Below are 24,091 nucleotides of genomic sequence, written 5' to 3'. Positions count from 1 at the left end.
TCTTATCCGCGATACTATTTCACTCTATTCATGAATAATATTCGCGGATCATGTTTTCATCGGAACATTTAAAGGGCCTCACACCCTTCCTCGCCACGGCCGACGCGGGCAGCTTTACCAAGGCGGCCGAGCGCCTGCACCTGAGCAGCTCGGCCGTCAGCAAGAGCGTGGCGCGGCTGGAAGAACGGCTGGGCGTGCTGCTGTTCGAGCGCAGCACGCGCCGGCTGAAACTGAGCGACGCGGGCCGCGCCTACTACGCCACCTGCAAGCGCGTGCTGCAGGAACTGGCGGACGCGGAAGACGTGCTGGGCGAGCACGCGACGGCACTGGCGGGCAAGGTGCGCATCGGCGTACCCGCCTCGTATGGCCGCCTGCGCGTGATGCCGGCGCTGCTGGCGCTGTGCGCGCAGTATCCGCGCCTGCAGCCGTCGATCGCCTTCAGCGACCGCTTCGTCGACCTGTTCGAGGAGCGCATCGATATCGCCGTGCGCATCGGCGCGCCCTCGCACTGGCCCGCCGCGCTGGGGCAGATGCACCTGGGCGACGAACAGCTGATCCTGTGCGCGGCGCCCGCCTACCTGGCGCGGCGCGGCACGCCCGCGTCCATCGCGCAGCTCGATGGCCACGACTGCATCGCCTACGGACGCGGCGACGGTTCGCCCATGCCGTGGCTGTTCCGGGACGGGGACAGCGGCGGGCAGATCGAGTACCGCCTGGCCTCTCCCCGCATGACGGTGGGCGACGCGGAAGCGCGCACGGCCGCCGTGCTGGCCGGCCTGGGCGTGGCGCAGCTGGCCACCTGGCTGGTGCACGAGCACCTGGCCACGGGCGCCATCGTGGCGGTGCTGCCGGCACTGGCCACGCAGGGCTTGCCCCTGTACCTGGCGTGGCCGCTGGCGCGCCAGCTGACGCCGAAAACAGGCACCTTGCTGCAGGAACTGCGGCAGCGGCTGACGATCAGTTGATGCAGTTGAAAATTCCGCTTGACCCTGACGCTACGTCAGGCGCGATTCTGCTTGCACGCACCCGGAAAGGAGTATCCCATGCTGTTGAAAATCGGTGAACTGGCCAGGCTCACGGGCCTGAGCATCCGCACCCTGCACCACTACGACAGCATCGGCCTGCTCTCGCCCTCGGCGCGCACGCAAGCTGGCTACCGCCTGTACCAGCACAGCGACATGGACCGGCTGCACCGGATCATGGCGCTGCGCAAGTTCGGGCTGTCGCTGGCCGATATCGCCAACGCACTCGCCGGCCCGGATCTGCCCTTGAGCGCCATCGTGGCGCAGCAGATCGCCATGCTGGAACGCCAGATCGCGCAGGCTTCCACCCTGCGCGAACGCCTGCGCAGCTTGCAGGCACAACTGGCGCAGGGACAGGCGCCGGAACTGGCCGAGTGGCTCACCACAATGGAGTTGATGACCATGTACGACAAATACTTTACCCCCGAAGAACTGCAACAGATCCCGCTGCTGTCCGATGCGGCCGTGGAACAGGAATGGAAGGAACTGGTAGCGCGGGTGCGCGCCGTCAAGGACGCCGGCGCCGGCGCCGGCGATGCACGCGCGCAAGCCCTGGCCACGGAATGGATGGTCAAGCTGGTGCGCGACACGGGCGCCCACCCGGGCCTGTTCGCGCGCCTGAACAGCATGCACGCGCAGGAGCCCGCCATGCAGGCCACGACCAGCATCGATGGGGACTTGATGCAGTTCATCATCGCCGCCTTCAATGCCTCGCGCATCGCGCTGTACCAGCCTTTCCTCAATGAACAGGAATACGCGCACCTGGTGGCCAACTACGGCAGGCGCTCGGGCGAGTGGCCGGCCTTGATCGCGGCCGTGCGCGCCGCCATCGATGCGCGCACGCCGCCCACCGACCCGGCCGTGCTGCAGCTGGCGCGGCAGTGGCTGGACCTGTTCCGCTCGTATGCGGGCACGGACCCGGCCACGCAGCTGAAGTTCCGCCAGGCGCACCAGCAGGAACCGCGCTTGATGGAGGGCAGCTTTGTCGACGCCGCCATGCTGCAGTACCTGGGCGCGGCGATGGCCGTGGTGGCGCAGGAAAGGCCAGCGTAAAAGTTGACGTGTGGCATCTCGCGGGCGGGGCCATGTAGAATCGGCCTTCGCCCACGAGAGGAAAAACCGATGCGCCGCTTTCTGCTTGCTTGCCTGACCCTGCCCGCCCTGCATGCCGCCATGGCGGCCGAGCCGCCCGTGCAAGGGGTGTGGCAGGGCACCGTGGGCAAGGCCACTATCGTGGCTTGCTTCAACCAGCCCAGCCCCACGCAGGGGGCGGACCGCAGCGGCAGCTATTACTACACGCGCTACAGGACGCCCATCATGCTGGCCAAGCCGGACGGTAAAATTCTGTGGCAGGAACTCGACGCCAAGGGCGACACGACGGGCACCTGGTCCTTGAATGCGCCGCAAGATGGCAAAGTCACCGGCACCTGGACAGACCCGAAAAGCGGCAAGACCCTGCCCCTGGCCCTGACCCTGCTGGAAGCGGCGGGCGACCGCGAGCACCCATCCTGCGCCAGCGATGCCTACAACCTGGCGCTGGAAGACTTTCCCAGCACCAAGGTGAGCAAGCCCATCGCCTTCGAAGGCAGGCAATACCGCAATCTGCAAGTGGGCGACACCATCACGGTGGAATTGATCGCGCCCGGCGATGGCGTGACAAAAATCAACGCGCAGCTGCGCGCCGTGCTGGCAAAAAATAAAAAAGACCTGGCCGACTTCTATGCCACGCGCCGCGAATACCTGGGCCGCAACGGCTTCACGACGGAAGACGAAGTGTATGCGGAGCCGACCTACTGGTCGCCGCGCTGGGTAACGATCAAGTTCTACCGCTGGGCGGCAGGCTATGGCGCCAGCGGCATCTCCATCAAGTTCCGCACCTGGGACGTCAAAACGGGGCAGGAAACGGACGTGTGGAACTGGTTTGGCGCCAGCGCCAGCGATGGCGACGACAAGGCCGAATTGCCTGACCGCCTGCGCCAGGCCCTGTTCAAGGGCGTCACCATCGACGCCGAGTGCAAGGGCACGGATTACGACGGCCGTGGCCGTTTCCACCTGTCACTGAAGCCGGACGGCGTGTCGTTCTGGGAAGATGCCAACGGCAGCGGCTGCGAAAACGACTTCCTGCTGCCCTACAACAAGGTCGGCCCCTTCCTCTCCGTCAAGGGCCGCGCCGCGCTCAGCGATCTATTGCCGAAGAACTAGGCGCTGCTTCAGGCATGGTAGCGGTCGCCGGGCAGCATGTCCTCGAAAAACGCGCCATACGGCAAGGTCGGATGGCGCACATGGATTTCCAGGGTCCAGCGCATGGGCGATGGCGAAAAATCCGCGTCGGCCAGCGCGCCCGCGTAAATCGTGGCCTGCGGGAAATCGGGCACGCGATGCCCGCCCAGGTCAAAGTTCAAATGCATCCCAGCTTGCGCGCCTCCTGCTACGCGCAGGTGTACCGGGCCTGCCCTGTCAGCCGCTCGCGCTGCCACACGGCGCGCACCCGGTGGAACAGGTATTGCGCATCGCGCGTGCAGCGCGCATGGTCCGCCTGTTGCCCGCTGGCGCCCACCGTAAACCTGGCGCCGCCATCGCCTTCCCATGCCTGTATGCGGGGCGCGATATCGAGGAAGAAAATATCGTGCTCATGCAAGACCACGCCCGGCTCGGATGCGCGCTGCATCGGTTTGAGCGTGTTGCGCCCAAAGCGCACGCGCATGGGGTGCCAGCCCCATGTCCAGCAGTACTTGTTTCGCCATCGCCACGTCATCTTCTTCCAGCATACCGGGCCGGATGCGCGCGGCAATGGCGGCGAGTGCTTCGCGCGTCTCGCGGCGCGCCAGCAGCATGCCGTCTTCAGTATAGGCGGGACCGACCCGCTCGGCGTCCAGTGCGATGTGCATGTTTGACTTTCCTCAAGGGCGCAGCCGAAGTGGCGCGCCTGCACGCCAGGAAAGATGAGCATGGCGATGCTGGGCATGGCTCAGTCCTGCGCCGCGGCCGCAAGCTGCTGCGCCACCAGCTCGGCCGTCGCGGCCGCCAGGGTCCAGCCCAGGTGGCCATGGCCCGTGTTGTAGTACACGCCGGGCGCCTTGCCCGCCCCCACTTTCGGCAGCATGGCCGGCAGCATGGGACGCAAGCCCGCCCACGGGATCACCTGGCGCGTATTGACACCAGGAAAACACCGCTCCACCCAGCGCACCAGCGGACGGATGCGGTCGGCGCGGATGTCGTAATCGACGCCATTGAATTCCGCCGTGCCCGCCACCCTCAGCCTGTCCTCGCCCAGGCGGCTGCTGACCAGCTTGGTTGCGTCGTCGAGCAGGCTGACGGACGGTGCCGCCGCCCGGCTGGCTAGGTCATCGAGCTGCACGGTGATCGAATACCCTTTCACGGGATACACATTCACATGGTCGCCCAAGGATGCGGCCAGGGCGCGGCTGGCCGTGCCCGCGCACACGACGACGGCGTCGAACAGGGTGCTGTCCTCGCCCGTGGCGACGCGCACCTTGCCGTGTTCGCGCGCCAGCGCCGTCACCTGCGCGCCATAGCGGCACGCCACGCCCAGGCGCATGCAGGCGTCGGCCAGGCCGCTGGTGAATTTGTGGATGTCGCCCGTGGAATCGCTGTCCGTGTAATAACCGCCGTAAAAGTCGCCCTGCAAGGCCGGCTCGATGGCGCGCATTTCCGCCAGCGTCACGGCGCGCCGCTGCAAGCCCCCTTGCGCCAGCAGGCGCGACACGCGGGCCGCCCGCTCGAAGCCGGCACGCTCGCGGTAGACGTGCAGGATGCCGGCGCGGCGGTGATCGAAGGCTATGTTTTCTGCTTGCGCCCACGCAAACAGGTGTTCGCGCGCGGCAATCGCCATGCGCGCCGTGGCGATGGTGTTGCGCTCGTAGTCGGGCATGGCGGCGAGAAATTCCGCAAACCAGCTCAGCTTGTGCCAGCTGGGCCAGGGATGCAGCAGCAGGGGCGCATCGCGCCGCGCCATCCATTTCAGCGCATTCCATATCGTCGCCTTGTGGTTCCACACTTCCGCGTGCGAGGCCGACAATTGCCCGCCATTTGCATACGACGTTTCCATGGCCGCATAGCGGTGGCGCTCGATCAGGGTCACGTCCACGCCCCGTTTCGCCAGCGCATACGCCGTCGTCACGCCCGTAATGCCCCCGCCCAGCACAGCGACGCGTTTCATTGCGGCGACACCTTGTGCACGACGGTATCGCCCGCCTGCAGCACGCTGCCATCGGGCGCCAACACCTGCATGCGGCGCACGGACAAGCCGGAACCGCGCTGCCGCAGGGTGGAATGGGCCTCGCCTGGCGCGAACAGCTGCGCCTCGCTCCACTGGCGCAAGCCCACCACGACGGGAAACAGCGCCAGCCCCTTGGCCGTCAGCACGTATTCCTGGTAGGCCGTGCCGTCCGAGGCGGGCGCGACCGTAAAAATTCCCTCTTCCACCAGGGTATGCAGGCGGTCCGCCAGGATGTTCTTCGCCACGCCCAGGCTTTTCTGGAACTCGCCGAACCTGCGCATGCCGTCGAAGGCGTCGCGCACGATCAGCAGCGACCAGCGCTCGCCGATCGCGTCGAGCGCGCGCGCCACGGGACAGGGGTCGGTTTTCAGGCTCTTGCGTTTGGCCACGGGCATGCTCCAGGATTGACTGGTTGCATTTTAAAACTTCTCCGCGTAGACTCCAACTAGTTTTAATTTGAAACCACATAAATGACCATGCGCGACACGACTCCCCTCCCCAGCCAAGCGACACTTGCCCCCTCCCTCGTCTGGCTGTTCGCCACGGCGGCCGGCCTCAGCGTGGCCAATGTGTATTACGCCCAGCCCTTGCTGGCCACCCTGGCGCACGAATTCGGCATGCCGGAGGCGGCCAGCGGCATGGTCGTCACGGCCACGCAGATGGGCTGCGCGCTGGCCCTGCTGCTGCTGGTGCCCCTGGGCGACATGCTGAACCGGCGCCGCCTGACCTTGATCCAGCTGGGCTTGCTGGCCCTCACCCTGGCCGCGCTGGGATGCGCCCGCTCCACGGCCGCCTTGCTGGGCGGCATGCTCCTGGTCGGCTTGCTGGGCACGGCCATGACGCAGGGCTTGATCGCCTACGCGGCCAGCGCGGCGGCCAGCCACGAGCGGGGAAGAGTCGTCGGCATGGCGCAGGGTGGCGTGGTGATCGGCTTGCTGCTGGCGCGCACCCTGTCCGGCGTGGTGGCCGATGCGGCCGACTGGCGCGCCGTGTATTTTGTCTCGGCGGCCATGGCGTGCGCCCTGCTGTTGCTGCTGTGGCGCAAGCTGCCGCCCGCGCAGCCGGCCAGCCGGCAGCTGGCGTATGGCGCCCTGCTCGCCTCGATGCTGGCCATGCTGAGGCACAACAAGGTGCTGCGCGTGCGCGGCATGCTGGCCCTGCTGATGTTTGCCGTGTTCAATATTTTCTGGAGCGCCCTGGTGCTGCCCCTGACGGCGCAAGGCTACAGCCATGCGGCCATCGGCGCGTTCGGCCTCGTGGGCGTGGTGGGGGCGCTGGGTGCGGCGCGCGCCGGGGCGCTGGCCGACGCTGGACGCGCGCAATGGACGACGGGCGCGGCCCTGCTGCTGTTGCTGGCTGCGTGGCTGCCGCTCGGCTTTGCGGGCGCGGCCCTGTGGCCCTTGATCGTCGGCATCATCGCGCTGGACCTGGCGGGCCAGGCCATTCACGTGACCAACCAGAGCCTGATTTTCAAACAGGACAGCGATGCGCACAGCCGCCTGGTGGCGTGCTATATGCTGTTTTATGCGGTGGGTAGCGGTGCGGGAGCGATTGCCGCCACCAGCGTGTATGCGCTGGCGGGCTGGCATGGGGTATGCGCGCTGGGCGCGGCGGTCAGCTTGCTCGCCCTGCTGTTCTGGCGGCTGACCTTGCCTGCTGAAAAAGCTTAGTTCAGCATGGCCGTGGCGGAACCATGACGGTAGGTTTTGAGCGCGTCGGGCTGGATCTGGATCAGCGAACCGCTGACTTTAATCAGGTGCAAGTCCGTCAGCTGGTGCAGCACGCGCGACAGGGTGGCGGGCGCCAGGTTCAGGAACGAGGCCAGCAGGCTTTTCTTCAGGTCCAGCTTGACTTCGTTCGAGCGCTGCTGGTCCGAGGCCTGCAGCAGATACTCGACCACGCGCTGGGTGGCGTTCTGCACGGAGCAACGCTCCACGTTGCGGATAAAGCCCATCAGGTGGTGCGACAGGCTGTTCATCATCTGGCGCGCGATACGGGGCGACTGGTCCAGCAGGCGCAGCAGTGCGTGCGGCGGGATGCGCAGCAGCAGGCAGTGCTCGAGCGCCTCGGCGCAGAACGGATACGGTTCATCGAGGAAAATCATGGCTTCGCCGAAGCTCTGGCCCGGACGGATCAGTTCCAGTACCTTGTCCGTGCCTTCCATGGAAAACACGCTCAGCTTGACGAGGCCGAAAACCACCACGTAGGCGCCTTCCGCCACTTCGCCCTTGCGGAACAGCACTTTGCCTTTTTCCACTTCAACACGCACGACATCCTGGCGCAATTGCTCTAATTGCGAAGGGGAAATATGGCGGAACAGAGCCTGGCTCGATAGCAAGCCATCGACGTTGACCTTATGCATGACACTCTCTTATTAGATTAGCGAATGACTAAGAGTGTAATGCGCAGGCACGGTCAAGGCCATACGTCAAAGGAACTAGGGTTGTCTAGGCCGGAACGCCATGCAGATCAAACAATCGCGCATTCCTTGTGGCTTTTTAGCACGGTTTTTGCGCTTTGCTTGATCTTTATTTGCCTAACTCACGCTCGACGGCATACACGGCGATCTGCACGCGGCTGCTGAGCTTAAGCTTTTTGAGGATGTTTTGCACGTGGATTTTCACCGTGCTTTCCGCCACGTCCAGCTGGCGCGCGATTTCCTTGTTGCTCTGGCCCCGTGCCAGGCAGGCCATCGCTTCGCGCTCGCGCGGCGTCAGTTTGTCGTAGTCGGCCTGCGGTGCGTTCTGCCCCGCGCGGAACTGCGACACCAGCTTGGCCGTCATGGCGTCGGCGATCACGGACTCGCCGGCGGCGGCGCGGCAAATGGCCTGGCCCAGCTGCTCGGCTTCGATATTCTTCAGCAAGTAGCCGCGCGCGCCCGCGCGCAGGGCCGCGCCCAGGTCGGCCGCGTTTTCCGACACGGTCAGCATCAGCACCACCATCTGCGGCATGTCCTGCAAGATCAGCTGCAGCGCCTCGACGCCGGACACGCCGGGCATGTTCAAGTCCATCAGCACCACGTCGGGCCGCAGTTCGGCCGTCAGGCGCACGCCGTCGAGGCCGTTCGATGCCTCGCCCACCACCTGGAACAGAGGATTGCGCTGCAGCAGCAGCTTGACGCCGCTGCGCAGCAAGGTGTGGTCGTCGACCAGCAGGATTTTGATTGGAGCGTTCACGTATTTGTTTCTTCTGCCTGATAGGAATAATTCACTGTTACGCGGCCTGGCGCCGCGCTGCCGGCAAGGCCAGCGAGATCGTCGTGCCGCCGCCGGGCGTGCTGTCGATGGCAAATTGCGCACCGAGCCGCTCGGCTCTTTCTTGCATGATACGCAAGCCGATCTGCAATTCCGTTTTCTTGTCGCGCAGGTTGGCGGCAAAGCCTTCGCCATCGTCGCGCACCTGCAGCGCGAAATCGCGCCCGTTTTCCACGCGCAGCGCCACGTTGCCGGCTTGCGCGTGCTTGCGGATATTCGACAGCGCTTCCTGCACGATGAACAGGATCTGCAACTGCTGCTCGGGCGCCAGCGGCGCGCCGTTGCCGCTCATGTCCAGGGTGCCGACGACGCCCGTCTGCAGCTCGAACTTGGCCAGCACTTCCGACAGCTTGCTTTCCAGGTCGCTGCCATGCCAGCGCGTGCGGAAATTGACCAGCAATTCGCGCACGTCCTGGTAGCTTTGCTCGACGCCCATGCGCATCAGCGGCAGCACTTCGGCCGCTTCGTCGAGCTGGCCCCGGCGCACGGAATCGTCGAGCATCTGCACTTGCAGGCTGATGAAATTGAGGCTTTGCGCGATGCTGTCGTGCAAGCCTTCGGCCAGCAGGCTGCGTTCGCGCGCCACGGCAAATTCCTTCTCGCGCGCGATCAGGCGCTGGTTTTCGATGGCGATGCCCAGGCTCTGGCCCAGGGTTTCCAGCCAGCCCTGCTGCTGCGCGTGGGCCGCTTGCGGCCGCGCAAAGTGCAGCGAAAAGCTGCCCACCACCTGTTCGCGCGCGAGGATGGGAAAGACGGCGATGGCGATGAACCCTTCGTCCTGGCAACGGTAGCGCTGCAAGGCATCGGCCTGGCGGAAATCGCGGATCTGGATCACGCCTTGCGCCACGGCCGCGCCGCACAGGCAATCGTTGTTGCGGATGCAGTGCTCCTCTTCCACCATGGCGTCGGAAATGCCTTCGTGCACGATGATGTGCACGGTGTCCTGCTGCGGATCGAGGATGCGCACGGTGCCCCCTTCCGCCTGCGCGAACTGCATCACGTGGCGCAGGAAGCCGCGGCACAGCGCATCGATGGCGTGCTGTCCCGCCAGCAGGGTGGAAATGTCATGCAGGGTGGCCAGCTGGCGTTCCTGCGCGGCGCTCAGGCCCGATGCGGCTTGCGCCAGCCGGCGCTGGCGCCAGCGCGATGCTGGAAGTTGTTTGCGGGAAGGTTGACTGCGCGGCGCATGCATGAAGAACTCGAATCTGAAAAGTGGTGCGCCCGGCAAGCGCTGCGGCCTGCCGGGCTGGTAAAGGTTACAAATGAATCTCGGTGCCCAGCAGCTTGACGAACTGCGCCAGCCAGGCCGGATGCGCGGGCCAGGCGGGCGCCGTGACGAACTGGCCATCCGTGACGGCGTCCGTGACGGCAATGTCGGCATACGTGCCGCCCGCCAGTTTCACTTCCGGCGCGCAGGCGGGATAGGCGGAAATGCGCTTGCCGCGGATGACGTCGGCGGCGGCCAGCAATTGCGCGCCGTGGCAGACGGCCGCGACAGGCTTGCCCGCGTCGGCAAAATGGCGCACGGCGGCGATGACTTTCTCGTTCAGGCGCAGGTATTCGGGCGCGCGGCCGCCGGCGATCATCACGGCGTCATAGTGGGCCGGGTCGATCTCGTCGAAGCTGGCGTTCAGGGCGAACAAATGGCCCGGTTTTTCCGTGTAGGTCTGGTCGCCCTCGAAATCGTGGATGGCCGTCTTGATCGTCTCGCCGCTTTTCTTGCCGGGGCACACGGCATGCACGGTATGGCCCAGCATCAGCAGGGCCTGGAACGGCACCATCGTTTCATAATCTTCTGCAAAATCGCCGGTCAAAAACAGAATTTTCTTCGCTGCCATTTAGTTCTCCTATGAAAGATTGATCCCGCGTCCCTGCCAGCAAGACGCACCGCAAGGCGTATCTTAGCGCGACTTGGCAGCCATACTGGATATTTATCAAACTTTTGCGCCTTGATCGAGGATTTTACAGGCTGAGGCAGAATTTTTTACAGGCTCGCAGGTCCAACTCGGATGCCCCTACCTGAAAGCCTGGCCATGAGCCCTTCCACCAGCCCCCTCGCTGCGCCTGCCCTGATCCGTATCTTCGACCATTTTGCCTATGCGCAGCAGGCCCGCAGCGCCCTGCTGGACGACGGTTTTTCCGCGCACGCCGTGCAGCTCGATACGGTCGACGATGAAGCCGTCCCCGTACAGGGCAAGGCCGCGTGGCGCGGCATGTTCCGCCTCGTCGTCGCCATCGGCAATGCACAGGAACGGGAACGGGCGCACGCCATCGTGCAAGCGTGTCACGGCTGCGATATCGAACAGCGCACGGCCAGCCACGCGGGCAGCCGGCGCGCCGGCGCCGCGGCGCTCGCCGGCTGAGGCGCTCTCCCCCGCGCGGCCGAATTATGGCAAGATCAGGCTTCCTTCATTCCACAGTGGAACTTGCCATGATTTTTGAAATTGCCCATATCCAGATCAAATCGGCCACGCATGCTGCCTTCGAGGCGGCCGTGACGCAGGCCGTGCCCCTGTTCCAGCGCGCGCGGGGCTGCGAATCGATGCGCCTGGAACGCTCGATCGAAAACGGCGACGCCTACCGCCTCGTCGTGGGCTGGAGCACCCTGGAAGACCACACCGTGCATTTCCGCGGCAGCGACGACTTCCAGGCCTGGCGCGCCCTGGTGGGCGAATTCTTCGCCGCCCCGCCCCAGGTCGAGCACATGAACACGGTGGTGACGGGGTTTTAAGACGGCTGCTGCGGTGAACCCGGCACACATGGCGGGACATGCCACTGCATTCCCGTCCGCCTTGCCGGCCACCAGGTGATGTGCTGTGTCCGCTCAGCTAGTCCGATTACGCGCGGCCTTGCCGCGCTGATCGGACCTGCTTAGACCGGTGCCTGGACGGCGGGATGGTGAAACACCTGCCGCAGATATGCGAGGAAGGTTTCATCCTTGCACAGGGTCTTGCCCGGCGAATCCGACAATTTCGCCACGGACTGGCCATTGCAGCGCACCAGTTTCATGACAATGTTGAGCGGCGTCAAACCGACGTCGTTGGTGAAATTGGTGCCGATGCCGAAGCCCGTCATGATGCGGTCGGCAAAGTGCTGGTACAGGGCGAACGCCTTGTCCAGGTCCAGCCCGTCCGAAAACACGAGGCGCTTGGTATTGGCGTCGATGCGCAGGGCCGCGTAATGGGCCAGCGCCTTTTCGCCCCACTCGACGGGGTCGCCCGAATCGTGGCGCAAGCCGTCGAACAGCTTGGCGAAATACAGGTCGAAATCGGCCAGGAACGCATCCATGCCCACCACGTCCGTCAGGGCGATGCCCAGGTCGCCCCGGTATTCCTGCACCCAGTCCTCCAGCGCCGCCTTCTGGAAGTCGCGCAGGCGCACGCCAAACGACTGGAACGACTGCATGTATTCATGCGCCATGGTGCCGATCGGCACGATGCCCAGCTTTTTCGCCAGGTACACATTCGACGTGCCCTTGAAATACTCGGGCACTTCGCGCGCCAGGCGCTGCACCACCTCGTCGTGCCAGGCGCCGGAAAAACGCCGGCGCACGCCGAAATCGGAAAATTCAAATGGATGCTTGCGCCGCGGCAGCTTGCCGAATTCCTTGACGGCCGCCACTTTCAAGCCCAGGCGGTGGCGCCCTTCGCGCATGGCCGCATCGCGGTCGAAACGGCGGAAATACAATTCATTGATGATGTACAACACGAAAATCTCAAAGCCCATCACATGCACCTGCGGCCCGGCCGCGTGCACGAGCAAGGTGCCGCCGTCCGTGCTGACTTCGATGAACTTGCGCTGGAAGCGGAACACCGTCAGAAAGTCGACGAAATCGCTCTTCATGAAGCGCAGGGTGCGCAAATAGGCCAGCTCGTCGTCGGCAAACGACATCGAACATAAATGGTCGAGCTGCTCTTCCAGTTCGCCCTTCAGTTCGGCCAGGGGAAAGGCGGTCGCGTTGCGGCAGACAAATTCGTATTCGGTATGGGTGTTCGGATGACCGTGCAGCAATGCTTGCCACATTGTAAATTTATACAGATCGGTTTCCAGCAAACTGCGCACTATCGGGGTCATGTGTGTTTTCTCCAACTTCCTGAAGCCAGAATAGTACGCCACCGCAAGCATTTCAGCAGGACATGATCGACTATGGCTCAGGCAATCGCGTTCGCCCGCAGTTCGGGCAAGACGTCGGCGGACGTGGCCAGCCGCGCGCCGCGCGCTTTCATGGCAGCAAGAAAGTCGCGTTGCTGCGCGTCGAAGCCCGTGACGGGACTCATGCAATCCGTCAGCAGCACCAGCCGCGCCAGCGCCTGCGGTCCCTGCTGCGCCTGCAGGTAGTCGGCGATGTGTTCCGTGCTGGCTTTCACGCAATGGCTGCCCGCCTCGCCGGCGATATAAATCTGCTGTGCCGGCAACAGGGTGGCAAGGAAGTCCAGGTTCAGCTGGGTGGCCGCGTCCTGCGGGTCGGGCACTTCCGCCATGACGGCCGAATAATGCTCGGTCCAGGGATTCGAACCCTTGCTCAGCTTGGCGACCACTTGCAGCCGCGCCACTTCCCAGCCGTTGTAGGCGGCGCGCACGGCCGCATGGATATTCTGCCCCCAGCTGCCGATCTCGCAGTGCACGGGCCACACCATCAGCTGGTAGCGCCCTGCTTGCTGCAAGGCATCCAGGTAGGCCAGCGCGCGCGGCAAGGCGCCGCTGGCGGCGGGCAGGAACAGGCCGTCGCGCACCTGCTGCGCAGCGATCTGCGTAAACGGTGCGACGGGGCCGCCATCGCCCGTGCGCCAGAAGGCGGGGTGGGCGATGTCGTAACGGTGATGGGCGTCGAGCGTCACGCTGATCTGCGTCAAGCCGCCGCCCCCTTCCCGGATCAGCTCTGCCACGCGCAGCATGTCGGCGTGGGCGCCGGGCACGGCCAGCGCCGGCGCGGCATCTGGCGGCAGCCAGGCGGCAGGCAAGTCGCAAAAATCGTTTTGCGGGTCGATGACGAGCAGGTGCAACTGGCGTTTCATGGCGGTCCTCAGGCGTGGTGATATCCTGCATGATACGGGCAACAGCGCCGGTGCGCCCGCACCGGCTACGCCCGGACCGTGCTCATTCGCAATAACTCGCGCCGGAACAAGCCACGCGGCGCTTCAGGGATGAAAGACGTAGCGGCGCCGGCGCCGCTCGACCAGCTTGACGGCCACTTCGCCCGCTTCCGCCACGGCGTCCGCTTCCGATGTAAACTGGTGATCGGCCGAGACCCTGCGCTTCTTCACCAGGTTCACCCGGTGCATGGGGTTGCGCGACGGGGCATAGATGGCGACGTAGGCGCCCCACAGCTTGCAGCCCCGCAAGGGTTCCGCCGTGTAATTCACCTCATAAAAATCAACATACTTTATCGGCACGATGTTCGCTCCAAAAATGACATGGCCGGACAGCTTGTCTCTACGGACTGACACGGTAAAAAGGTGAAACCATGCGCTCGCGCCTGCTCGGAATACTCGATGCGGCTCTCTGTTTTTATCACGCGGCACAGGAGAAAAAGGATGAATGACTACATCATCTTCATGCATGACGACACGCAGGTACCGATGGACATCGCCACGTCCGCCTGGGCAGACTACTTCGCCATGCTCAAGGCCAGTGGCCGCTTCTGCGGTGGCAGTTCCATCGGGCCCGGTATCTGCGTGCACCGGTCGGGCCAGGCCAGGCCCGTCACGCCACACTTGTCAGGCTATATACATGTGCAAGCTGAAAGTATAGACGATGCAAAAAAATTATTGGTGGGCAACCCCGTACTGAACGCTGGTGGCACGGTGGAAATCCGCGAGCTGCCGCGCGACTGACGCGGCGTGGCTGGCCCCTATTTTCCCGCCTCGGACGCGGGATGCATGGACCAGACGACGCTGAGGATCTTCCATTCGCCGTCGCGCTTGACCATCTGCCAGGCTTCCACGCCATAGTTGGACAGTTTGTTGTCGACGAGAAATTCGTAGTCGAAGTTGACCCATGCCACATGGCGGTCCTGGGTGATCTTGACGTTGTAGAATTTTTCTTCCGTGCGCAGGGGTTCGCGCTTGATGAAGTTGGCGAAAGCAATGTAGCCTGCCGGCGCGACGCCGTCGAAATGGACATCCGTCGTGTCGCGCATTTTCTTGATGAAACCGTCGTCGGCGGGCGAGGCGAACAGGATGTTCGTATGCAGCATCAGCGACGACAGCAGTTTGACATCCTTGGCGATCAGCGCCGCCTGGAAGTCGGCGACGACTTTTTCGATGGCGCGGATGTCTTCAGGCGTGGAGGCGTGGCGCCCCACGTGGGGCGGCGCCACGGGCGCAGTTTGCGCTTGCGCAATGCCTGCCGCCAACAGGGAACATCCGAACAGTACTGCGCTTGCCAGCTTGTGCATGGGGGACTTTCATGGCGAACCGCTCGCCGGGCTGGCACGGGGCGCGCCGCCGGCAAGCTTATGTCAACCATGGCAGATTGGCAATCCCCCATCCGAACTAGGCTTGAAGCAAACTCAGGCGGCCAAGGCCTCGATCGAGGCGCGGCCCTTGGCGATCGCGCTGGCAACGGCATCGTCGCCCATGGCCACGCCTTCGGCCTGCACGAACTCGATCTCGGTGATGCCGATGAAGCCCAGCGCCGTGCGCAGATAGGTGCTCAGGTAGTCATACGCGGCACCGGGGCCCTCGCTGTACACGCCGCCGCTGGCCGTGAAGATAACCGCCTTCTTGCCCGTGGCCAGGCCAACGGGGCCCGTCGCCGTGTACTGGAAGGTGCGTCCCACGCGGGCCACGTGGTCGATCCACGCCTTCAGGGTCGAAGGCACGGAAAAGTTGTACATGGGCGCGGCCAGCACCAGCACGTCGGCCGCCAGCAATTCATCGACCAGGGTATCGGACACTTGCACGGCCGCAGCCGCCTGCGCGCTGCGCTGGTCGGCCGGCGTGAAGAAGGCGCCCATCATCTCTTCCGTCAGGTGCGGCACGGGCTGCGCGGCCAGGTCGCGTTCGATGACGCTGGCCCCTTGCGCCGCCAGTTTGGCGACGAATTCGCCGGACAATTGACGCGACAGGGAACCGCTGTTGCGCACGCTGCTATTAATGTATAAGACCTTGCTCATGAAGTGCTCCTGTGAAAACGGGGATGGGGATGGGCCGCATCGCAGCCCTTGCACACAGCATAGTTCGGGTCTACCATCGATGAAACCGTGTAAATATAAATGATTAGCATCGAATTTTTAGATATGGAGTCGCCATGAGAGAACCGGGCCAGCCTTCGCTCGACCAGTTGCGCGTGTTTGTCGCCGTCATCGACGCGGGCGGTTTCGCCCACGCGGCGCGCCAGCTGCACCGCACGCAATCGGTGATCAGCTACACCATCGCCAACCTGGAGGAACAGCTGAACGTGGTGCTGCTCGACCGCGGCAAGCGCAAGCCCACCTTGACGGATGCGGGCAAGGCCCTGCTGGCCGATGCGCGCGCCGTGGCCCTGAAAGTCGACGGCATGCGCGCGCGCGCCAAGGCGCTGGCCGGCGGGCTGGAGGCGGAAGTATCGGTGGTGGTCGACGTGATGTTCCCCACCTGCGTGCTGGTGCGCGTGCTCGAGGCGTTCCAGGCGCAGTTTCCCACCGTCGCCCTGCGCCTGCGCATCGAAGCGATGGGCGCCGTGGCGCAGCTGGTAATGGATGGCAGCTGCCACATCGGCCTCGGTGGCTGGATGACGGCCACGGCCAGCGTCTTCGAGCGCCTGGCCGTGGGCCATGTGCGCCTGATTCCCGTGGCCGCCCCCAGCCACGCGCTGGCGCAGCTGGAAGGACCGATCGCATCGAACGTGGCGCGCGAACACGTGCAGCTGGTGCTCAGCGACCGCAGCGACCTGACGCAGGGCCAGGATTTCGGCGTGCTGGGATTGCGCAACTGGCGCCTGGGCGACCTCGGTTCCAAGCACGCGCTGCTGCGCGCGGGCCTGGGCTGGGGCAATATGCCCGAAGCGATGGTGCGCGACGACCTGCAGGCCGGACGCCTGGTGCACCTGCCGCTGGCCGTCGACAAGGGCGAGAATTACCCGATTTACCTGATCCAGCGCGCCGACACGCCGCCGGGCCAGGCGGGCAAATGGCTGACGGAGCGTTTTGCGGAGCAGCTGCCGCTGCTGGTGCAGATCCTCTAGAATCGCGCACGGGCGGGTATCATGCCTCAACAAACCCCAAACAAATGCTGGGGTCAGACCCTCAACACCGCCAACGTAAAGCTTAGGGCCAACGTTTCCGGGGGTCTGACCCCAATTTCAGACACAACCTTGAAGAGATTTCCCATGGCCGGCATCGACGACTTCGTCAACAAACAAAAACCTGGCGCGCGCTTCGTCATCACGGCGCAGATGCTGCGCATGACGCCGCAGCAGTTCGATTCGCTGGCGCAGGAATGGATGGAGGACGGCGGCCCCGGCTTCGACGTGGCCGGCATTCCGCACCGGGTGGTCGTCGACGGGCAGTTCTATATTTCCCGGCTCACCGTGGCGCGCCACGGCGAGCCGGCATAAGGCCTAGTCGACGCCCAGCACGTGCAGGCGGCGGCGCAGGCGCGCCACTTCTTCCGACAGATCGACCACCAGCGCGGCCAGTTCGGCGTTCGCGTCGAACACGGATTCGATTTCGTGCAGGCGGCGCGCGCGCACCAGGTCCAGGCTGGTGAAGCGCCAGGCCGTCAGTTGTCCCGCCGGCGGGCCATTCTGCAGCAGCACGCCTGTCTGCACATGCTGCACCACCCAGTCCGGCTCCACGGCGCAGGCGCGCGCCAGTTCTTCCAGGCTCAGGGCACGGTCTTCGAGCAATTCGCCAATTACCTTGTTTGTCATGATTTACCCTCCCAGCTTCTGGCGCGGATTGAAAGCCATCTCGCGCGCCATGGTTGCATACAGTTCGCGCGCCTTGTCGTCGTTCGCCGGCGGCAGCACCACTTCCAGCAGCAGGTACAGGTCGCCCGGCTGGGCGGCGGGAATGCCGCGCCCCTTCAGGCGCAGCTTGCGCCCCGTCTGCGAATTGGGCGGCACGGTGACGGCCACCGTGCCCGATGGCGTGGGCACGTCGATCTCGCCGCCCAGCGCCGCCTCCCATGGCGTGACGGGCACCGTCTCGAACACGTCGCGCCCTTCCACCTTGTAGCGCGCATCGGGCTGGAAGCGGATTTCCAGGTACAGGTCGCCGGCCGGCGCGCCGCCGCTGCCCGGATGGCCCTGGCCCTTCATGCGCAGCTGCTGGCCTTCCGTCACGCCCTTCGGTATCGTCACTTCCAGCGTGCGCTCGCGCGTCACCACGTGGCCCTGGGCATCCGCCTCCGGCACGCGCATGACGATGTGGCGCCTGGCGCCCTGGTAGCTGTCCTGCAGGTCGATGGTGATGGCGGCGTGGCTGTCCTCGCCCTGCATCTGGAAACTGCTGTTGGCGCGACGGCGTCCGCCCACGTGGGCAAACAGGTCGGCAAAGAAATCGCTGTCGTCGGCGCCCGACGATTCGTAGCCCGAACCCCAGTCCGGCGGCGGCCGGAAGGGCTGGCCCTGCGCCCCCTGGTTGCGGCCCAGTTCATCGTAGGCGGCGCGCTTTTCCGCGTCGCCCAGCACGCCGTAGGCTTCGTTGAGGGCCTTGGTGCGCTTGTCGGCGTCCGGCTCCTTGCTCACGTCGGGATGGTATTTGCGTACCAGCTTGCGGTACGCCTTCTTGATCTCGGCCTCGGTCGCCGTCTTCTCGACGCCAAGTTCCTTGTAGTAGTCCTTGTATTCCACCGTGCTTGCTCCCCATGGTTGAACCGCCTGTGGGAAGAGTACACGAATTGGCGCCGATGGCGCGTGCGCACAATACAACAGCGCCCGCGGGACTCGGGTCGCGCGGGCGGCGGCAGGGAAGCGGAAACGCCTAGCGCACGCGGCGCAGCGAGGAAATGCGGCGGTCGAAGCCGCCGTGCAGGCGGCCGTAGCTGCCTGGCCCCATCACCATGCAGCGGCCACGGAAGTTCGCGTCGACGCAGAATTCCCAGCGGCCGTAATTGACGACGATCGATTCGGCGCGGTCGTTGAAGCCATAGCGGCTCAAGTCGCGCACTTCGCGGTCCAGGCGCACGGGCCGGCCGCGCATGCCCGCATCGGGGAACATCAGCACGGCGCCGTTCATGTCGGGACGGTGGCCGCCGCCATGGCCTGGATAGCCGGGATAGGGACGATCGGGCTCCGGACGCGGAGGACGGGGCGGATACGGACGGTGATCGCCGCCGCCATGGCCCGGACGGCCCACTTCGCGCACGGAAGACACGGCGTCGTTCATGCCCGGCATGGTGTCGTAGCGGCCAGGCTGCAGCACGCGGCAGTTGCCACGGTAATTGGCGTCCTTGCACACTTCCCAGGTGCCCGAGCGCACGATGATGCTGGAGGTCTTGTCGTTAAAGCCCATGCGCGACAGGTCGCCCGTATCGGAACGCAGGGTGACCGGGCGGCCGCGGAAGCCGGCATCCTCGAACAGGGTGATTTCGCCCGCGGATGCGGCAAGGGGGGCGAGGAAGGTGGCGGCGCACAGCAGCGCGGGCCGGAAAGATCGAACCATGACAACTCCAATACTGATTACATTTTCGCCAGTGTAGTCCAGGCGGCAGGGGGCGAGTGTAACAAAGGGAAAGCAAATGTCAGCACACGGCAGGGAATGTAAAAACCGCCTGGCGGGATCAACCCGGCAGGCGGCCTGTCAGTACCGCGTCAAGGCGGCATCAGCGCACGCGGCGCAGCGAGGAAATCTGGTTTTCCATGCCGTTCAGGCGCCCGTATTCGCCCGGCCCGATCACTTCGCAGCGGCCGCGGAAGTTCGAATCGCTGCACACTTCCCACTGGCCCTCGTTGACGACGATGGACGAGGCGCGGTCATTGAAGTTATAGCGCACCAGGTCTTCCGCATTGCGGTCCAGCGCCAGCGGTTCGCCGCGCATGCCCGCTTCGGGGAACAGCAGGACGGCGCCGCGCTGCTGGTACTGCGGATATTGCGGCTGCTCGTACTGCGGCCGCTCGTATTGCTGCTGGCGGCGCGCTTCGCGCTCGTCCACCATGCGCGCCGACGAGACGCGCCCATCGAGGCCGCGTCCCAGGTCGTCGTGGCGGCCGGGGCCGAAGATGCGGCACACGCCGTCGTAGTTCGCGTCGCTGCACAGCTGCCAGTAGCCGTTGTAGATGACGATGCTGGTGGTGCGGTCGTTGAAACCGATGCTGACGAAATCGTTCGTGTCGCGGTTCAGGCGCGCCGAGCCGCCATTCTGGCCCGCGCCCGAATACACTTCCAGGACGCCGCCGCGGCCATAGCCGCCGTTACCCCGATCCGGGTCGCGCCCCGGGCGTCCCGGATTGTAGCCGTCGCCGCGCCCCGATTCGCGCACCGAGCTGATGGCGTCGTTCATGCCCGGCATCGAACGGTATTCGCCTGGTCCCAGGGTGCGGCAATTGCCGCGAAAGCCGGCATCCGTGCACACGTCCCAAGTGCCCGAACGCACCATGATGCTCGATGTCTTGTCGTTGAAGCCCATGCGCGACAGGTCGTCCGTCGTCTCGCGCAGGGTCACGGCGCGGCCGCGGAAATTATCATCCTCGAACAGGGTGATTTCGCCCGCATGGGCACCGGCGTGGGCCGCCAGTGACAGCAGCAGGGTCGCGGCGCATGCCAGCGCGTGTTTGAAAGGGCCCGTCATGATTAACTCCATTCTTCATTCTTTGGTGATGATACGCCTGGCGATTGCGCCAGGGTGTTATTGTAACAAATACAAGGCCTCGGCGAAGGCCCGATCGCGCGCTCAGTACAGGCGGCGCAGCGAGGAAATGCGCTTTTCCAGCGTCGTGCCCAGGGTTTCATACCTGCCCGGTCCCATGCGCTCGCAGGTGCCGTTGAACTGCGAGTCCGTGCACACTTCCCAGGTGCCTTCGTTGATGGCCATGGAGGCGGCCTGGTCGTTGAAGTTCAGGCGCACCAGGTCGTTGACGTCGCGGTTCACCTGCAGCCCGGGTCCATCCAGGAACGCGCGGCCGTACAGCACCACCAGTCCCTCGTTGTTTTGCGGACGGTTCTCTTCGCGCGGATCGACCATGCGCGCGGACGACACGCGCCCGCTCAGGCTGCCCAGGTCGTCGTGGGTGCCAGGCCCGAACACGCGGCAGCTGCCGCGGTAGTTGGAGTCGCTGCACAGCTGCCAGTAGCCATATTCGATGCGCGCGCTGCTGGCGCGGTCGTTGAAGCTGATGTCGACCAGGTCATCGCGGTCCGCGTTGATGCCGGCCGACGCGCCGCGCTGGCCGCCGTCCGCATACAGTTCCAGCGCCGCGCGCCGGCCGCCGCTGCTGCCGCTGCCGCTGCCGCCGCTGCCGATTTCGCGCACGGATGAAATCTTGTCGTTCATGCCCGGCATCGAGCGGTAGTCGCCGCGTTCCAGCGTCTTGCAATCGCCCTTGAAATCGGAATTCGTGCACACTTCCCAGCTGCCCGACTCGACCTGGATGCTCGACGCGGTGTCGTTGAAATTGACGCGCGACAGATCATCGGTGGTATCGCGCAAGACCACTACCCTGCCCTTGAAATTATCGTCGGTGTACAGGCGGATCTCGCCGGCCTGCGCCGCGAGGTGGACAAACAGCGAACTGGCGCACAGCAGGGCAAAAGCGAACGGGCGATTCATGGGGCGGTCTCCGGTGGCGGCAAAAGTAAGTGATCGACATGACAACTGATGCCAGTGTAGCCATCCGTAGAAAAAACGGTGTAACAAAGTATGGGAAAAGGACAACAAATTGTTACCAAAAGCAATAACCAGCCCTGCGGGGGCCGGTTATTGCCGTTTGGCTGACGCGCTGCCCAGCGTCAGCGCACTTCGCGCACCGAAGAGATGCGGTTGCTCAGGCGCTCCAGGTTCGCGTATTCGCCGGGCCCCAGGGTGCGGCAACGGCCGCGGAAGTCCACGTCCTCGCACACTTCCCAGTACCCGGCGCGCACGCGCACGCTCTGCGCCGTGTCGTTAAAGTCGCGTTCGCGCAGATCGGGCGCGCCATTGCGCACGGTCAGGCTGCGGCCGGCAAAATCGTCGCGCGTGTACAGGGTCAGTTCGCCGCCCAGCGCGCGGCCCGGCAGGTGGCCGCGCTCGCGGTCACGCTCCCGGTGCCCGTCCCACTCGCGTTCGCGTTCGCGGTCGCGGCCCCAATCCCGGTCACGTCCCGGGTAGCCGCCGCCCCAGCCGCGCACTTCGCGCAGCGAGGTGATCTTGTTGGCGCGGCCATCGAGCGACGGGTAGTCGCCCGGTTCGAGCAGGAAGCAGGCGCCGCGGAAATCGGCGTCCTCGCACGCCTCCCAGCGCCCCGAGCGCACGCGGATGCTTTGCGTCGTGTCGTTGAAACGGACATCGTCCAGGTCGGCGACGGCGTCGCGCACGGTCTGCGAGCGGCCCATATAATCGTCGCGCGAATACAGGGTCAGTTCGCCGGCGGCGGCCAGTTCGGCCGTCATGGCGGCGCCCAGCAGCAGGGCGCAGTTCAAGGCTTTCTTCAACATGGTCTTACTCCATAGTCAGGATGGTACGGTGTGACTATTTGGTCATCTTGCCAAATAGAGCGCGCAGTCTATCCGCGACTGGCATTCTTAGCTGTAACAAATGATTACCGGGGCCAGGCACCCGGGACCAGCGGCGGACAAGCACGGCGAATGCCGGTAGAATCTTGTGTTTAGTCAAGCTTTCCGCCCATGCCACACACTACCTCGTTCACCCTGCCCGCCATCCGCACTGAAGTGTCCTCGCTGTGGAAGCTGGCCTGGCCCATCCTGATCGGCCAGCTGGCCACCGTCGGCATGGGCGCGGCCGACGTGGCGATGACGGGCCACACGTCTCCAGAGGAACTGGCGGCCGTGTCGCTGGGCGCCGCCATCTGGTCCATCGTGCTGGTCACCGTGAGCGGTGTCATGATGGCGATCAATACGCTGGTCGCGCATGAAATCGGCGCCGCGCGCCACGACCGGGTGCCGCACATCGTGCGCCAGTCGCTGTGGAAGGCGCTGTTCGTCGGCCTGGTGGCCTGCCTGCTGACGAACATGGCGGCGCTGGTGTTCGACCACCTGATGCTGGAGCCCGCCGTGGCATCCAGGGCCAAGCTGTTCGTGCACATCATCAGCTGCGCGCTGCCGCCGTTCGCCGCCTACCGCGCGCTGTACGGCTACAGCACCAGCATCAACCAGACCAAGCCCGTGATGGTCATCGCGCTGGCCGCGCTGGGCCTCAATATCCTCGTCAACTACCTGCTGATCTACGGCCACTGGGGCATGCCGAAGATGGGCGGCGTGGGCTGCGCCGTGGCCACCACCTGCTGCGTGTGGATGATGCTGCTGGCCATGCTGGCGTGGATCAAGATTGCCCCCGCCTACCGCGCCACGTATCCGTTCACGCACTGGGAATGGCCGCAGCTGTCGTCCATCGGCCCCATGCTGCGCCTGGGCCTGCCCATCGGCGTGACCTACTTTGCCGAAGTGAGCGCCTTTGGCGTGATCAGCCTGCTGGTGGCGCGCTTCGGCGTGATCCAGGTGTCGGCGCACCAGATCGCCCTCAATTTCTCGTCCGTCGTCTTCATGGTGCCCCTCACTTTCGGCATCGCGCTGGTCACGCGCGTGGGCCATGCGGTGGGCGAAGCCAACCTGCGCAAGGCCCGCTTCATTTCGTGGGTGGGCGTGGCCATGTCGCTGACGGCGGCCATCGTCTCGGCCACCGTCATCACCGTCTTCCGCCACCAGATTGCGCAAGCCTACACGTCCGACCCGCAGGTGCAGGCGCTGTGCGCGCAGCTGCTGCTGTTTGCCGCCCTGTTCCAGCTGTCCGACGCCACGCAGGTGGCGACGTCGTGCGCGATCCGCGGCTACAAGGTGACGCGCCAGCCGATGCTGATCCAGCTGCTGGCCTTCTGGGGCTTCTCGCTGCCGATCGGCTATGTGCTGGGACTGGCGCCGGCCGGCTTCCCCTGGTCGCCGGCCGAGCCCATGGCCGCTGCCGGTTTCTGGATCGGCCTCGTCACGGGCCTGACGGTGGCCGCCGTGCTGCTGACCTGGTACCTGAACCGCCTGTCGCTGCGCCGCATGCGCGAAGCCTGATGCCAGGCCTGACACCAGAACAAGGAGCCGCCATGCCGCAAGCACGCCCATTCAGGCAAGTCGATGTCTTCAGCAAGGTGCCATTCATGGGCAACCCGCTGGCCGTGGTGCTCGACGCGAATGGCCTGGGCGACGCGCAGATGCAGGCCATCGCGCGCTGGACGGGCCTGTCGGAAACCACCTTCGTGCTGGCGCCGCGCGACCCGGCGGCCGACTACCGCGTGCGGATCTTTTCGCCCGAGATGGAGTTCCCTTTCGCCGGCCACCCGACCCTGGGCACGGCGCACGCCCTGCTCGACGCGGGCATGCAGCCCAAGGGCGCGCGCATCGTGCAGGAATGCGGCGTCGGCCTGGTGCAGATCGAGCGCAGCGCTGGCGGCGAGCTGGCGTTCCAGGCGCCGCCCTGCACCGCGCGCGCGCTCGCCCCCGCGCTGCTGCC

Annotated in this window: 31 protein-coding genes; 11 read left to right on the top strand and 20 right to left on the bottom strand. The window is 65.1% G+C overall.

What is annotated here, in order from left to right:
• The first annotated feature begins 50 nt into the window (after positions 1–50).
• The 3 genes from GCN74_RS18855 to GCN74_RS18845 all read left to right on the top strand — a co-directional run bounded on the left by GCN74_RS18855 (position 51) and on the right by GCN74_RS18845 (position 3,224).
• Positions 51–965 (top strand): LysR family transcriptional regulator, encoded by a 915-nt coding sequence (locus GCN74_RS18855; RefSeq protein WP_152258096.1) that lies wholly within the window; start codon positions 51–53, stop codon positions 963–965.
• Between the two features lie 78 nt (positions 966–1,043).
• Positions 1,044–2,075, top strand: coding sequence for a MerR family transcriptional regulator (locus GCN74_RS18850; protein WP_152258095.1), 1,032 nt, complete (start codon positions 1,044–1,046; stop codon positions 2,073–2,075).
• Between the two features lie 69 nt (positions 2,076–2,144).
• Entirely contained in the window at positions 2,145–3,224 is a 1,080-nt protein-coding gene (locus GCN74_RS18845) for a hypothetical protein (RefSeq protein WP_152258094.1), read from the top strand.
• An 8-nt stretch (positions 3,225–3,232) separates the two neighbouring features.
• On the opposite strand, the gene GCN74_RS29665 is transcribed toward GCN74_RS18845, so the two are convergent.
• From GCN74_RS29665 to GCN74_RS18830, 5 genes are all read right to left on the bottom strand, one after another.
• A complete protein-coding gene (locus tag GCN74_RS29665; protein ID WP_319633475.1) occupies positions 3,233–3,430 on the bottom strand; it encodes a hypothetical protein in 198 nt (65 codons plus the stop codon).
• A gap of 20 nt (positions 3,431–3,450) precedes the next feature.
• The gene (locus GCN74_RS29660) at positions 3,451–3,660 is read right to left on the bottom strand and encodes a hypothetical protein (RefSeq protein ID WP_319633474.1); all 210 of its coding nucleotides are present in this window, start codon (positions 3,658–3,660) and stop codon (positions 3,451–3,453) included.
• The gene (locus tag GCN74_RS29655; RefSeq protein ID WP_319633473.1) at positions 3,653–3,910 is read right to left on the bottom strand and encodes a hypothetical protein; all 258 of its coding nucleotides are present in this window, start codon (positions 3,908–3,910) and stop codon (positions 3,653–3,655) included. Before GCN74_RS29655 ends, GCN74_RS29660 begins: the two co-directional genes overlap by 8 nt.
• An 80-nt stretch (positions 3,911–3,990) precedes the next feature.
• A complete protein-coding gene (locus tag GCN74_RS18835; RefSeq protein ID WP_152258093.1) occupies positions 3,991–5,202 on the bottom strand; it encodes a D-amino acid dehydrogenase in 1,212 nt (403 codons plus the stop codon).
• On the bottom strand, positions 5,199–5,651 hold the full coding sequence (locus GCN74_RS18830) for a winged helix-turn-helix transcriptional regulator (protein WP_152258092.1): 453 nt from the start codon (positions 5,649–5,651) through the stop codon (positions 5,199–5,201). The genes GCN74_RS18835 and GCN74_RS18830 overlap by 4 nt, the downstream gene beginning before the upstream one ends.
• 87 nt (positions 5,652–5,738) lie before the next feature.
• Between GCN74_RS18830 and GCN74_RS18825 the strand changes: the two genes are divergently transcribed.
• The gene (locus tag GCN74_RS18825) at positions 5,739–6,932 is read left to right on the top strand and encodes an MFS transporter (RefSeq protein ID WP_226939114.1); all 1,194 of its coding nucleotides are present in this window, start codon (positions 5,739–5,741) and stop codon (positions 6,930–6,932) included.
• On the opposite strand, the gene GCN74_RS18820 is transcribed toward GCN74_RS18825, so the two are convergent.
• The 4 genes from GCN74_RS18820 to GCN74_RS18805 all read right to left on the bottom strand — a co-directional run bounded on the left by GCN74_RS18820 (position 6,929) and on the right by GCN74_RS18805 (position 10,354).
• Positions 6,929–7,624 carry a Crp/Fnr family transcriptional regulator gene (locus GCN74_RS18820; RefSeq protein WP_034759676.1) on the bottom strand — a complete coding sequence of 232 codons (696 nt, stop codon included), beginning with the start codon at positions 7,622–7,624 and terminating at the stop codon, positions 6,929–6,931. The genes GCN74_RS18825 and GCN74_RS18820 overlap by 4 nt on opposite strands.
• Before the next feature lie 166 nt (positions 7,625–7,790).
• Complete coding sequence (locus tag GCN74_RS18815) at positions 7,791–8,438, bottom strand: response regulator (RefSeq protein ID WP_152258090.1); 648 nt, start codon at positions 8,436–8,438, stop codon at positions 7,791–7,793.
• Positions 8,439–8,475: 37 nt separating this feature from the next.
• Positions 8,476–9,708, bottom strand: coding sequence for a GAF domain-containing sensor histidine kinase (locus GCN74_RS18810; protein ID WP_152258089.1), 1,233 nt, complete (start codon positions 9,706–9,708; stop codon positions 8,476–8,478).
• 64 nt (positions 9,709–9,772) lie between these two features.
• Positions 9,773–10,354, bottom strand: a complete 582-nt coding sequence (locus tag GCN74_RS18805; RefSeq protein ID WP_152258088.1) for a DJ-1/PfpI family protein — start codon at positions 10,352–10,354, stop codon at positions 9,773–9,775.
• Positions 10,355–10,549: 195 nt separating this feature from the next.
• Here GCN74_RS18805 and GCN74_RS18800 point away from each other — a divergent pair, with 195 nt between their 5' ends.
• Both GCN74_RS18800 and GCN74_RS18795 read left to right on the top strand, forming a co-directional pair.
• Complete coding sequence (locus tag GCN74_RS18800; protein ID WP_152258087.1) at positions 10,550–10,879, top strand: hypothetical protein; 330 nt, start codon at positions 10,550–10,552, stop codon at positions 10,877–10,879.
• Positions 10,880–10,947: 68 nt separating this feature from the next.
• On the top strand, positions 10,948–11,247 hold the full coding sequence (locus tag GCN74_RS18795; RefSeq protein WP_152258086.1) for an antibiotic biosynthesis monooxygenase family protein: 300 nt from the start codon (positions 10,948–10,950) through the stop codon (positions 11,245–11,247).
• A 140-nt stretch (positions 11,248–11,387) separates the two neighbouring features.
• Here GCN74_RS18795 and pncB read toward each other — a convergent pair whose 3' ends face one another.
• The 3 genes from pncB to GCN74_RS18780 form a co-directional block, all read right to left on the bottom strand.
• Positions 11,388–12,590 (bottom strand): nicotinate phosphoribosyltransferase, encoded by a 1,203-nt coding sequence (gene pncB, locus GCN74_RS18790; RefSeq protein WP_152258085.1) that lies wholly within the window; start codon positions 12,588–12,590, stop codon positions 11,388–11,390.
• Between the two features lie 77 nt (positions 12,591–12,667).
• A complete protein-coding gene (locus GCN74_RS18785) occupies positions 12,668–13,531 on the bottom strand; it encodes a cysteine hydrolase (protein WP_152258084.1) in 864 nt (287 codons plus the stop codon).
• Positions 13,532–13,654: 123 nt separating this feature from the next.
• A complete protein-coding gene (locus tag GCN74_RS18780; RefSeq protein ID WP_152258083.1) occupies positions 13,655–13,909 on the bottom strand; it encodes a hypothetical protein in 255 nt (84 codons plus the stop codon).
• Positions 13,910–14,050: 141 nt separating this feature from the next.
• Between GCN74_RS18780 and GCN74_RS18775 the strand changes: the two genes are divergently transcribed.
• The gene (locus GCN74_RS18775; RefSeq protein WP_152258082.1) at positions 14,051–14,350 is read left to right on the top strand and encodes a hypothetical protein; all 300 of its coding nucleotides are present in this window, start codon (positions 14,051–14,053) and stop codon (positions 14,348–14,350) included.
• A 17-nt stretch (positions 14,351–14,367) separates the two neighbouring features.
• Here the strand turns inward: GCN74_RS18775 and GCN74_RS18770 are convergent, their stop codons facing one another.
• Positions 14,368–14,913 (bottom strand): nuclear transport factor 2 family protein, encoded by a 546-nt coding sequence (locus GCN74_RS18770; protein ID WP_152258081.1) that lies wholly within the window; start codon positions 14,911–14,913, stop codon positions 14,368–14,370.
• 114 nt (positions 14,914–15,027) lie between these two features.
• Complete coding sequence (locus GCN74_RS18765) at positions 15,028–15,633, bottom strand: FMN-dependent NADH-azoreductase (protein ID WP_152258080.1); 606 nt, start codon at positions 15,631–15,633, stop codon at positions 15,028–15,030.
• A 134-nt stretch (positions 15,634–15,767) separates the two neighbouring features.
• On the opposite strand from GCN74_RS18765, the gene GCN74_RS18760 reads away from it, so the two are divergent.
• Positions 15,768–16,682, top strand: coding sequence for a LysR family transcriptional regulator (locus GCN74_RS18760; protein WP_152258079.1), 915 nt, complete (start codon positions 15,768–15,770; stop codon positions 16,680–16,682).
• A gap of 144 nt (positions 16,683–16,826) precedes the next feature.
• Positions 16,827–17,054, top strand: coding sequence for a hypothetical protein (locus tag GCN74_RS18755; RefSeq protein ID WP_152258078.1), 228 nt, complete (start codon positions 16,827–16,829; stop codon positions 17,052–17,054).
• A 3-nt stretch (positions 17,055–17,057) separates the two neighbouring features.
• Here the strand turns inward: GCN74_RS18755 and GCN74_RS18750 are convergent, their stop codons facing one another.
• The 6 genes from GCN74_RS18750 to GCN74_RS18725 all read right to left on the bottom strand — a co-directional run bounded on the left by GCN74_RS18750 (position 17,058) and on the right by GCN74_RS18725 (position 22,071).
• The gene (locus GCN74_RS18750) at positions 17,058–17,369 is read right to left on the bottom strand and encodes a MerR family transcriptional regulator (RefSeq protein WP_099665182.1); all 312 of its coding nucleotides are present in this window, start codon (positions 17,367–17,369) and stop codon (positions 17,058–17,060) included.
• A 3-nt stretch (positions 17,370–17,372) separates the two neighbouring features.
• Entirely contained in the window at positions 17,373–18,293 is a 921-nt protein-coding gene (locus GCN74_RS18745) for a DnaJ C-terminal domain-containing protein (RefSeq protein WP_152258077.1), read from the bottom strand.
• Positions 18,294–18,423: 130 nt separating this feature from the next.
• The gene (locus GCN74_RS18740) at positions 18,424–19,104 is read right to left on the bottom strand and encodes a beta/gamma crystallin-related protein (RefSeq protein WP_152258076.1); all 681 of its coding nucleotides are present in this window, start codon (positions 19,102–19,104) and stop codon (positions 18,424–18,426) included.
• A 160-nt stretch (positions 19,105–19,264) separates the two neighbouring features.
• Positions 19,265–20,230, bottom strand: a complete 966-nt coding sequence (locus GCN74_RS18735) for a beta/gamma crystallin-related protein (protein ID WP_193317152.1) — start codon at positions 20,228–20,230, stop codon at positions 19,265–19,267.
• A gap of 102 nt (positions 20,231–20,332) precedes the next feature.
• Entirely contained in the window at positions 20,333–21,208 is an 876-nt protein-coding gene (locus GCN74_RS18730) for a beta/gamma crystallin-related protein (protein ID WP_152258074.1), read from the bottom strand.
• Positions 21,209–21,387: 179 nt separating this feature from the next.
• Positions 21,388–22,071, bottom strand: a complete 684-nt coding sequence (locus tag GCN74_RS18725; protein ID WP_152258073.1) for a beta/gamma crystallin-related protein — start codon at positions 22,069–22,071, stop codon at positions 21,388–21,390.
• A gap of 189 nt (positions 22,072–22,260) precedes the next feature.
• Between GCN74_RS18725 and GCN74_RS18720 the strand changes: the two genes are divergently transcribed.
• Both GCN74_RS18720 and GCN74_RS18715 read left to right on the top strand, forming a co-directional pair.
• On the top strand, positions 22,261–23,652 hold the full coding sequence (locus tag GCN74_RS18720) for an MATE family efflux transporter (RefSeq protein WP_152258072.1): 1,392 nt from the start codon (positions 22,261–22,263) through the stop codon (positions 23,650–23,652).
• Between the two features lie 32 nt (positions 23,653–23,684).
• Positions 23,685–24,091: PhzF family phenazine biosynthesis protein (locus GCN74_RS18715; protein WP_152258071.1), on the top strand; the 407-nt coding region annotated here is incomplete at its 3' end.

The sequence above is a fragment of the Janthinobacterium sp. FT14W genome (assembly GCF_009208755.1).
In the GTDB taxonomy this organism is placed as follows: Bacteria; Pseudomonadota; Gammaproteobacteria; order Burkholderiales; family Burkholderiaceae_D; genus Janthinobacterium; species Janthinobacterium violaceinigrum.
Note: the sequence above shows the minus strand (reverse complement) of the source record. Positions and strands in the feature narration are given on the sequence as shown.

Bases quoted from the DNA above. Each gene is read 5' to 3' on its own strand.
- GCN74_RS18725 (WP_152258073.1), bottom strand. From the start codon at position 22,071: ATGTTGAAGAAAGCCTTGAACTGCGCCCTGCTGCTGGGCGCCGCCATG.
- GCN74_RS18820 (WP_034759676.1), bottom strand. From the start codon at position 7,624: ATGCATAAGGTCAACGTCGATGGCTTGCTATCGAGCCAGGCTCTGTTC.
- GCN74_RS18750 (WP_099665182.1), bottom strand. From the start codon at position 17,369: ATGACAAACAAGGTAATTGGCGAATTGCTCGAAGACCGTGCCCTGAGC.
- GCN74_RS18800 (WP_152258087.1), top strand. From the start codon at position 10,550: ATGAGCCCTTCCACCAGCCCCCTCGCTGCGCCTGCCCTGATCCGTATC.
- GCN74_RS18855 (WP_152258096.1), top strand. From the start codon at position 51: ATGTTTTCATCGGAACATTTAAAGGGCCTCACACCCTTCCTCGCCACG.
- GCN74_RS18755 (WP_152258078.1), top strand. From the start codon at position 16,827: ATGGCCGGCATCGACGACTTCGTCAACAAACAAAAACCTGGCGCGCGC.
- GCN74_RS18770 (WP_152258081.1), bottom strand. From the start codon at position 14,913: ATGCACAAGCTGGCAAGCGCAGTACTGTTCGGATGTTCCCTGTTGGCG.
- pncB (WP_152258085.1), bottom strand. From the start codon at position 12,590: ATGACCCCGATAGTGCGCAGTTTGCTGGAAACCGATCTGTATAAATTT.
- GCN74_RS18850 (WP_152258095.1), top strand. From the start codon at position 1,044: ATGCTGTTGAAAATCGGTGAACTGGCCAGGCTCACGGGCCTGAGCATC.
- GCN74_RS18805 (WP_152258088.1), bottom strand. From the start codon at position 10,354: ATGGCAGCGAAGAAAATTCTGTTTTTGACCGGCGATTTTGCAGAAGAT.
- GCN74_RS18845 (WP_152258094.1), top strand. From the start codon at position 2,145: ATGCGCCGCTTTCTGCTTGCTTGCCTGACCCTGCCCGCCCTGCATGCC.
- GCN74_RS18775 (WP_152258082.1), top strand. From the start codon at position 14,051: ATGAATGACTACATCATCTTCATGCATGACGACACGCAGGTACCGATG.
- GCN74_RS18760 (WP_152258079.1), top strand. From the start codon at position 15,768: ATGAGAGAACCGGGCCAGCCTTCGCTCGACCAGTTGCGCGTGTTTGTC.
- GCN74_RS18720 (WP_152258072.1), top strand. From the start codon at position 22,261: ATGCCACACACTACCTCGTTCACCCTGCCCGCCATCCGCACTGAAGTG.
- GCN74_RS18740 (WP_152258076.1), bottom strand. From the start codon at position 19,104: ATGGTTCGATCTTTCCGGCCCGCGCTGCTGTGCGCCGCCACCTTCCTC.
- GCN74_RS18765 (WP_152258080.1), bottom strand. From the start codon at position 15,633: ATGAGCAAGGTCTTATACATTAATAGCAGCGTGCGCAACAGCGGTTCC.
- GCN74_RS18730 (WP_152258074.1), bottom strand. From the start codon at position 21,208: ATGAATCGCCCGTTCGCTTTTGCCCTGCTGTGCGCCAGTTCGCTGTTT.
- GCN74_RS18795 (WP_152258086.1), top strand. From the start codon at position 10,948: ATGATTTTTGAAATTGCCCATATCCAGATCAAATCGGCCACGCATGCT.
- GCN74_RS18825 (WP_226939114.1), top strand. From the start codon at position 5,739: ATGCGCGACACGACTCCCCTCCCCAGCCAAGCGACACTTGCCCCCTCC.
- GCN74_RS18810 (WP_152258089.1), bottom strand. From the start codon at position 9,708: ATGCATGCGCCGCGCAGTCAACCTTCCCGCAAACAACTTCCAGCATCG.
- GCN74_RS29655 (WP_319633473.1), bottom strand. From the start codon at position 3,910: ATGCACATCGCACTGGACGCCGAGCGGGTCGGTCCCGCCTATACTGAA.
- GCN74_RS18785 (WP_152258084.1), bottom strand. From the start codon at position 13,531: ATGAAACGCCAGTTGCACCTGCTCGTCATCGACCCGCAAAACGATTTT.
- GCN74_RS18735 (WP_193317152.1), bottom strand. From the start codon at position 20,230: ATGACGGGCCCTTTCAAACACGCGCTGGCATGCGCCGCGACCCTGCTG.
- GCN74_RS29665 (WP_319633475.1), bottom strand. From the start codon at position 3,430: ATGCATTTGAACTTTGACCTGGGCGGGCATCGCGTGCCCGATTTCCCG.
- GCN74_RS18835 (WP_152258093.1), bottom strand. From the start codon at position 5,202: ATGAAACGCGTCGCTGTGCTGGGCGGGGGCATTACGGGCGTGACGACG.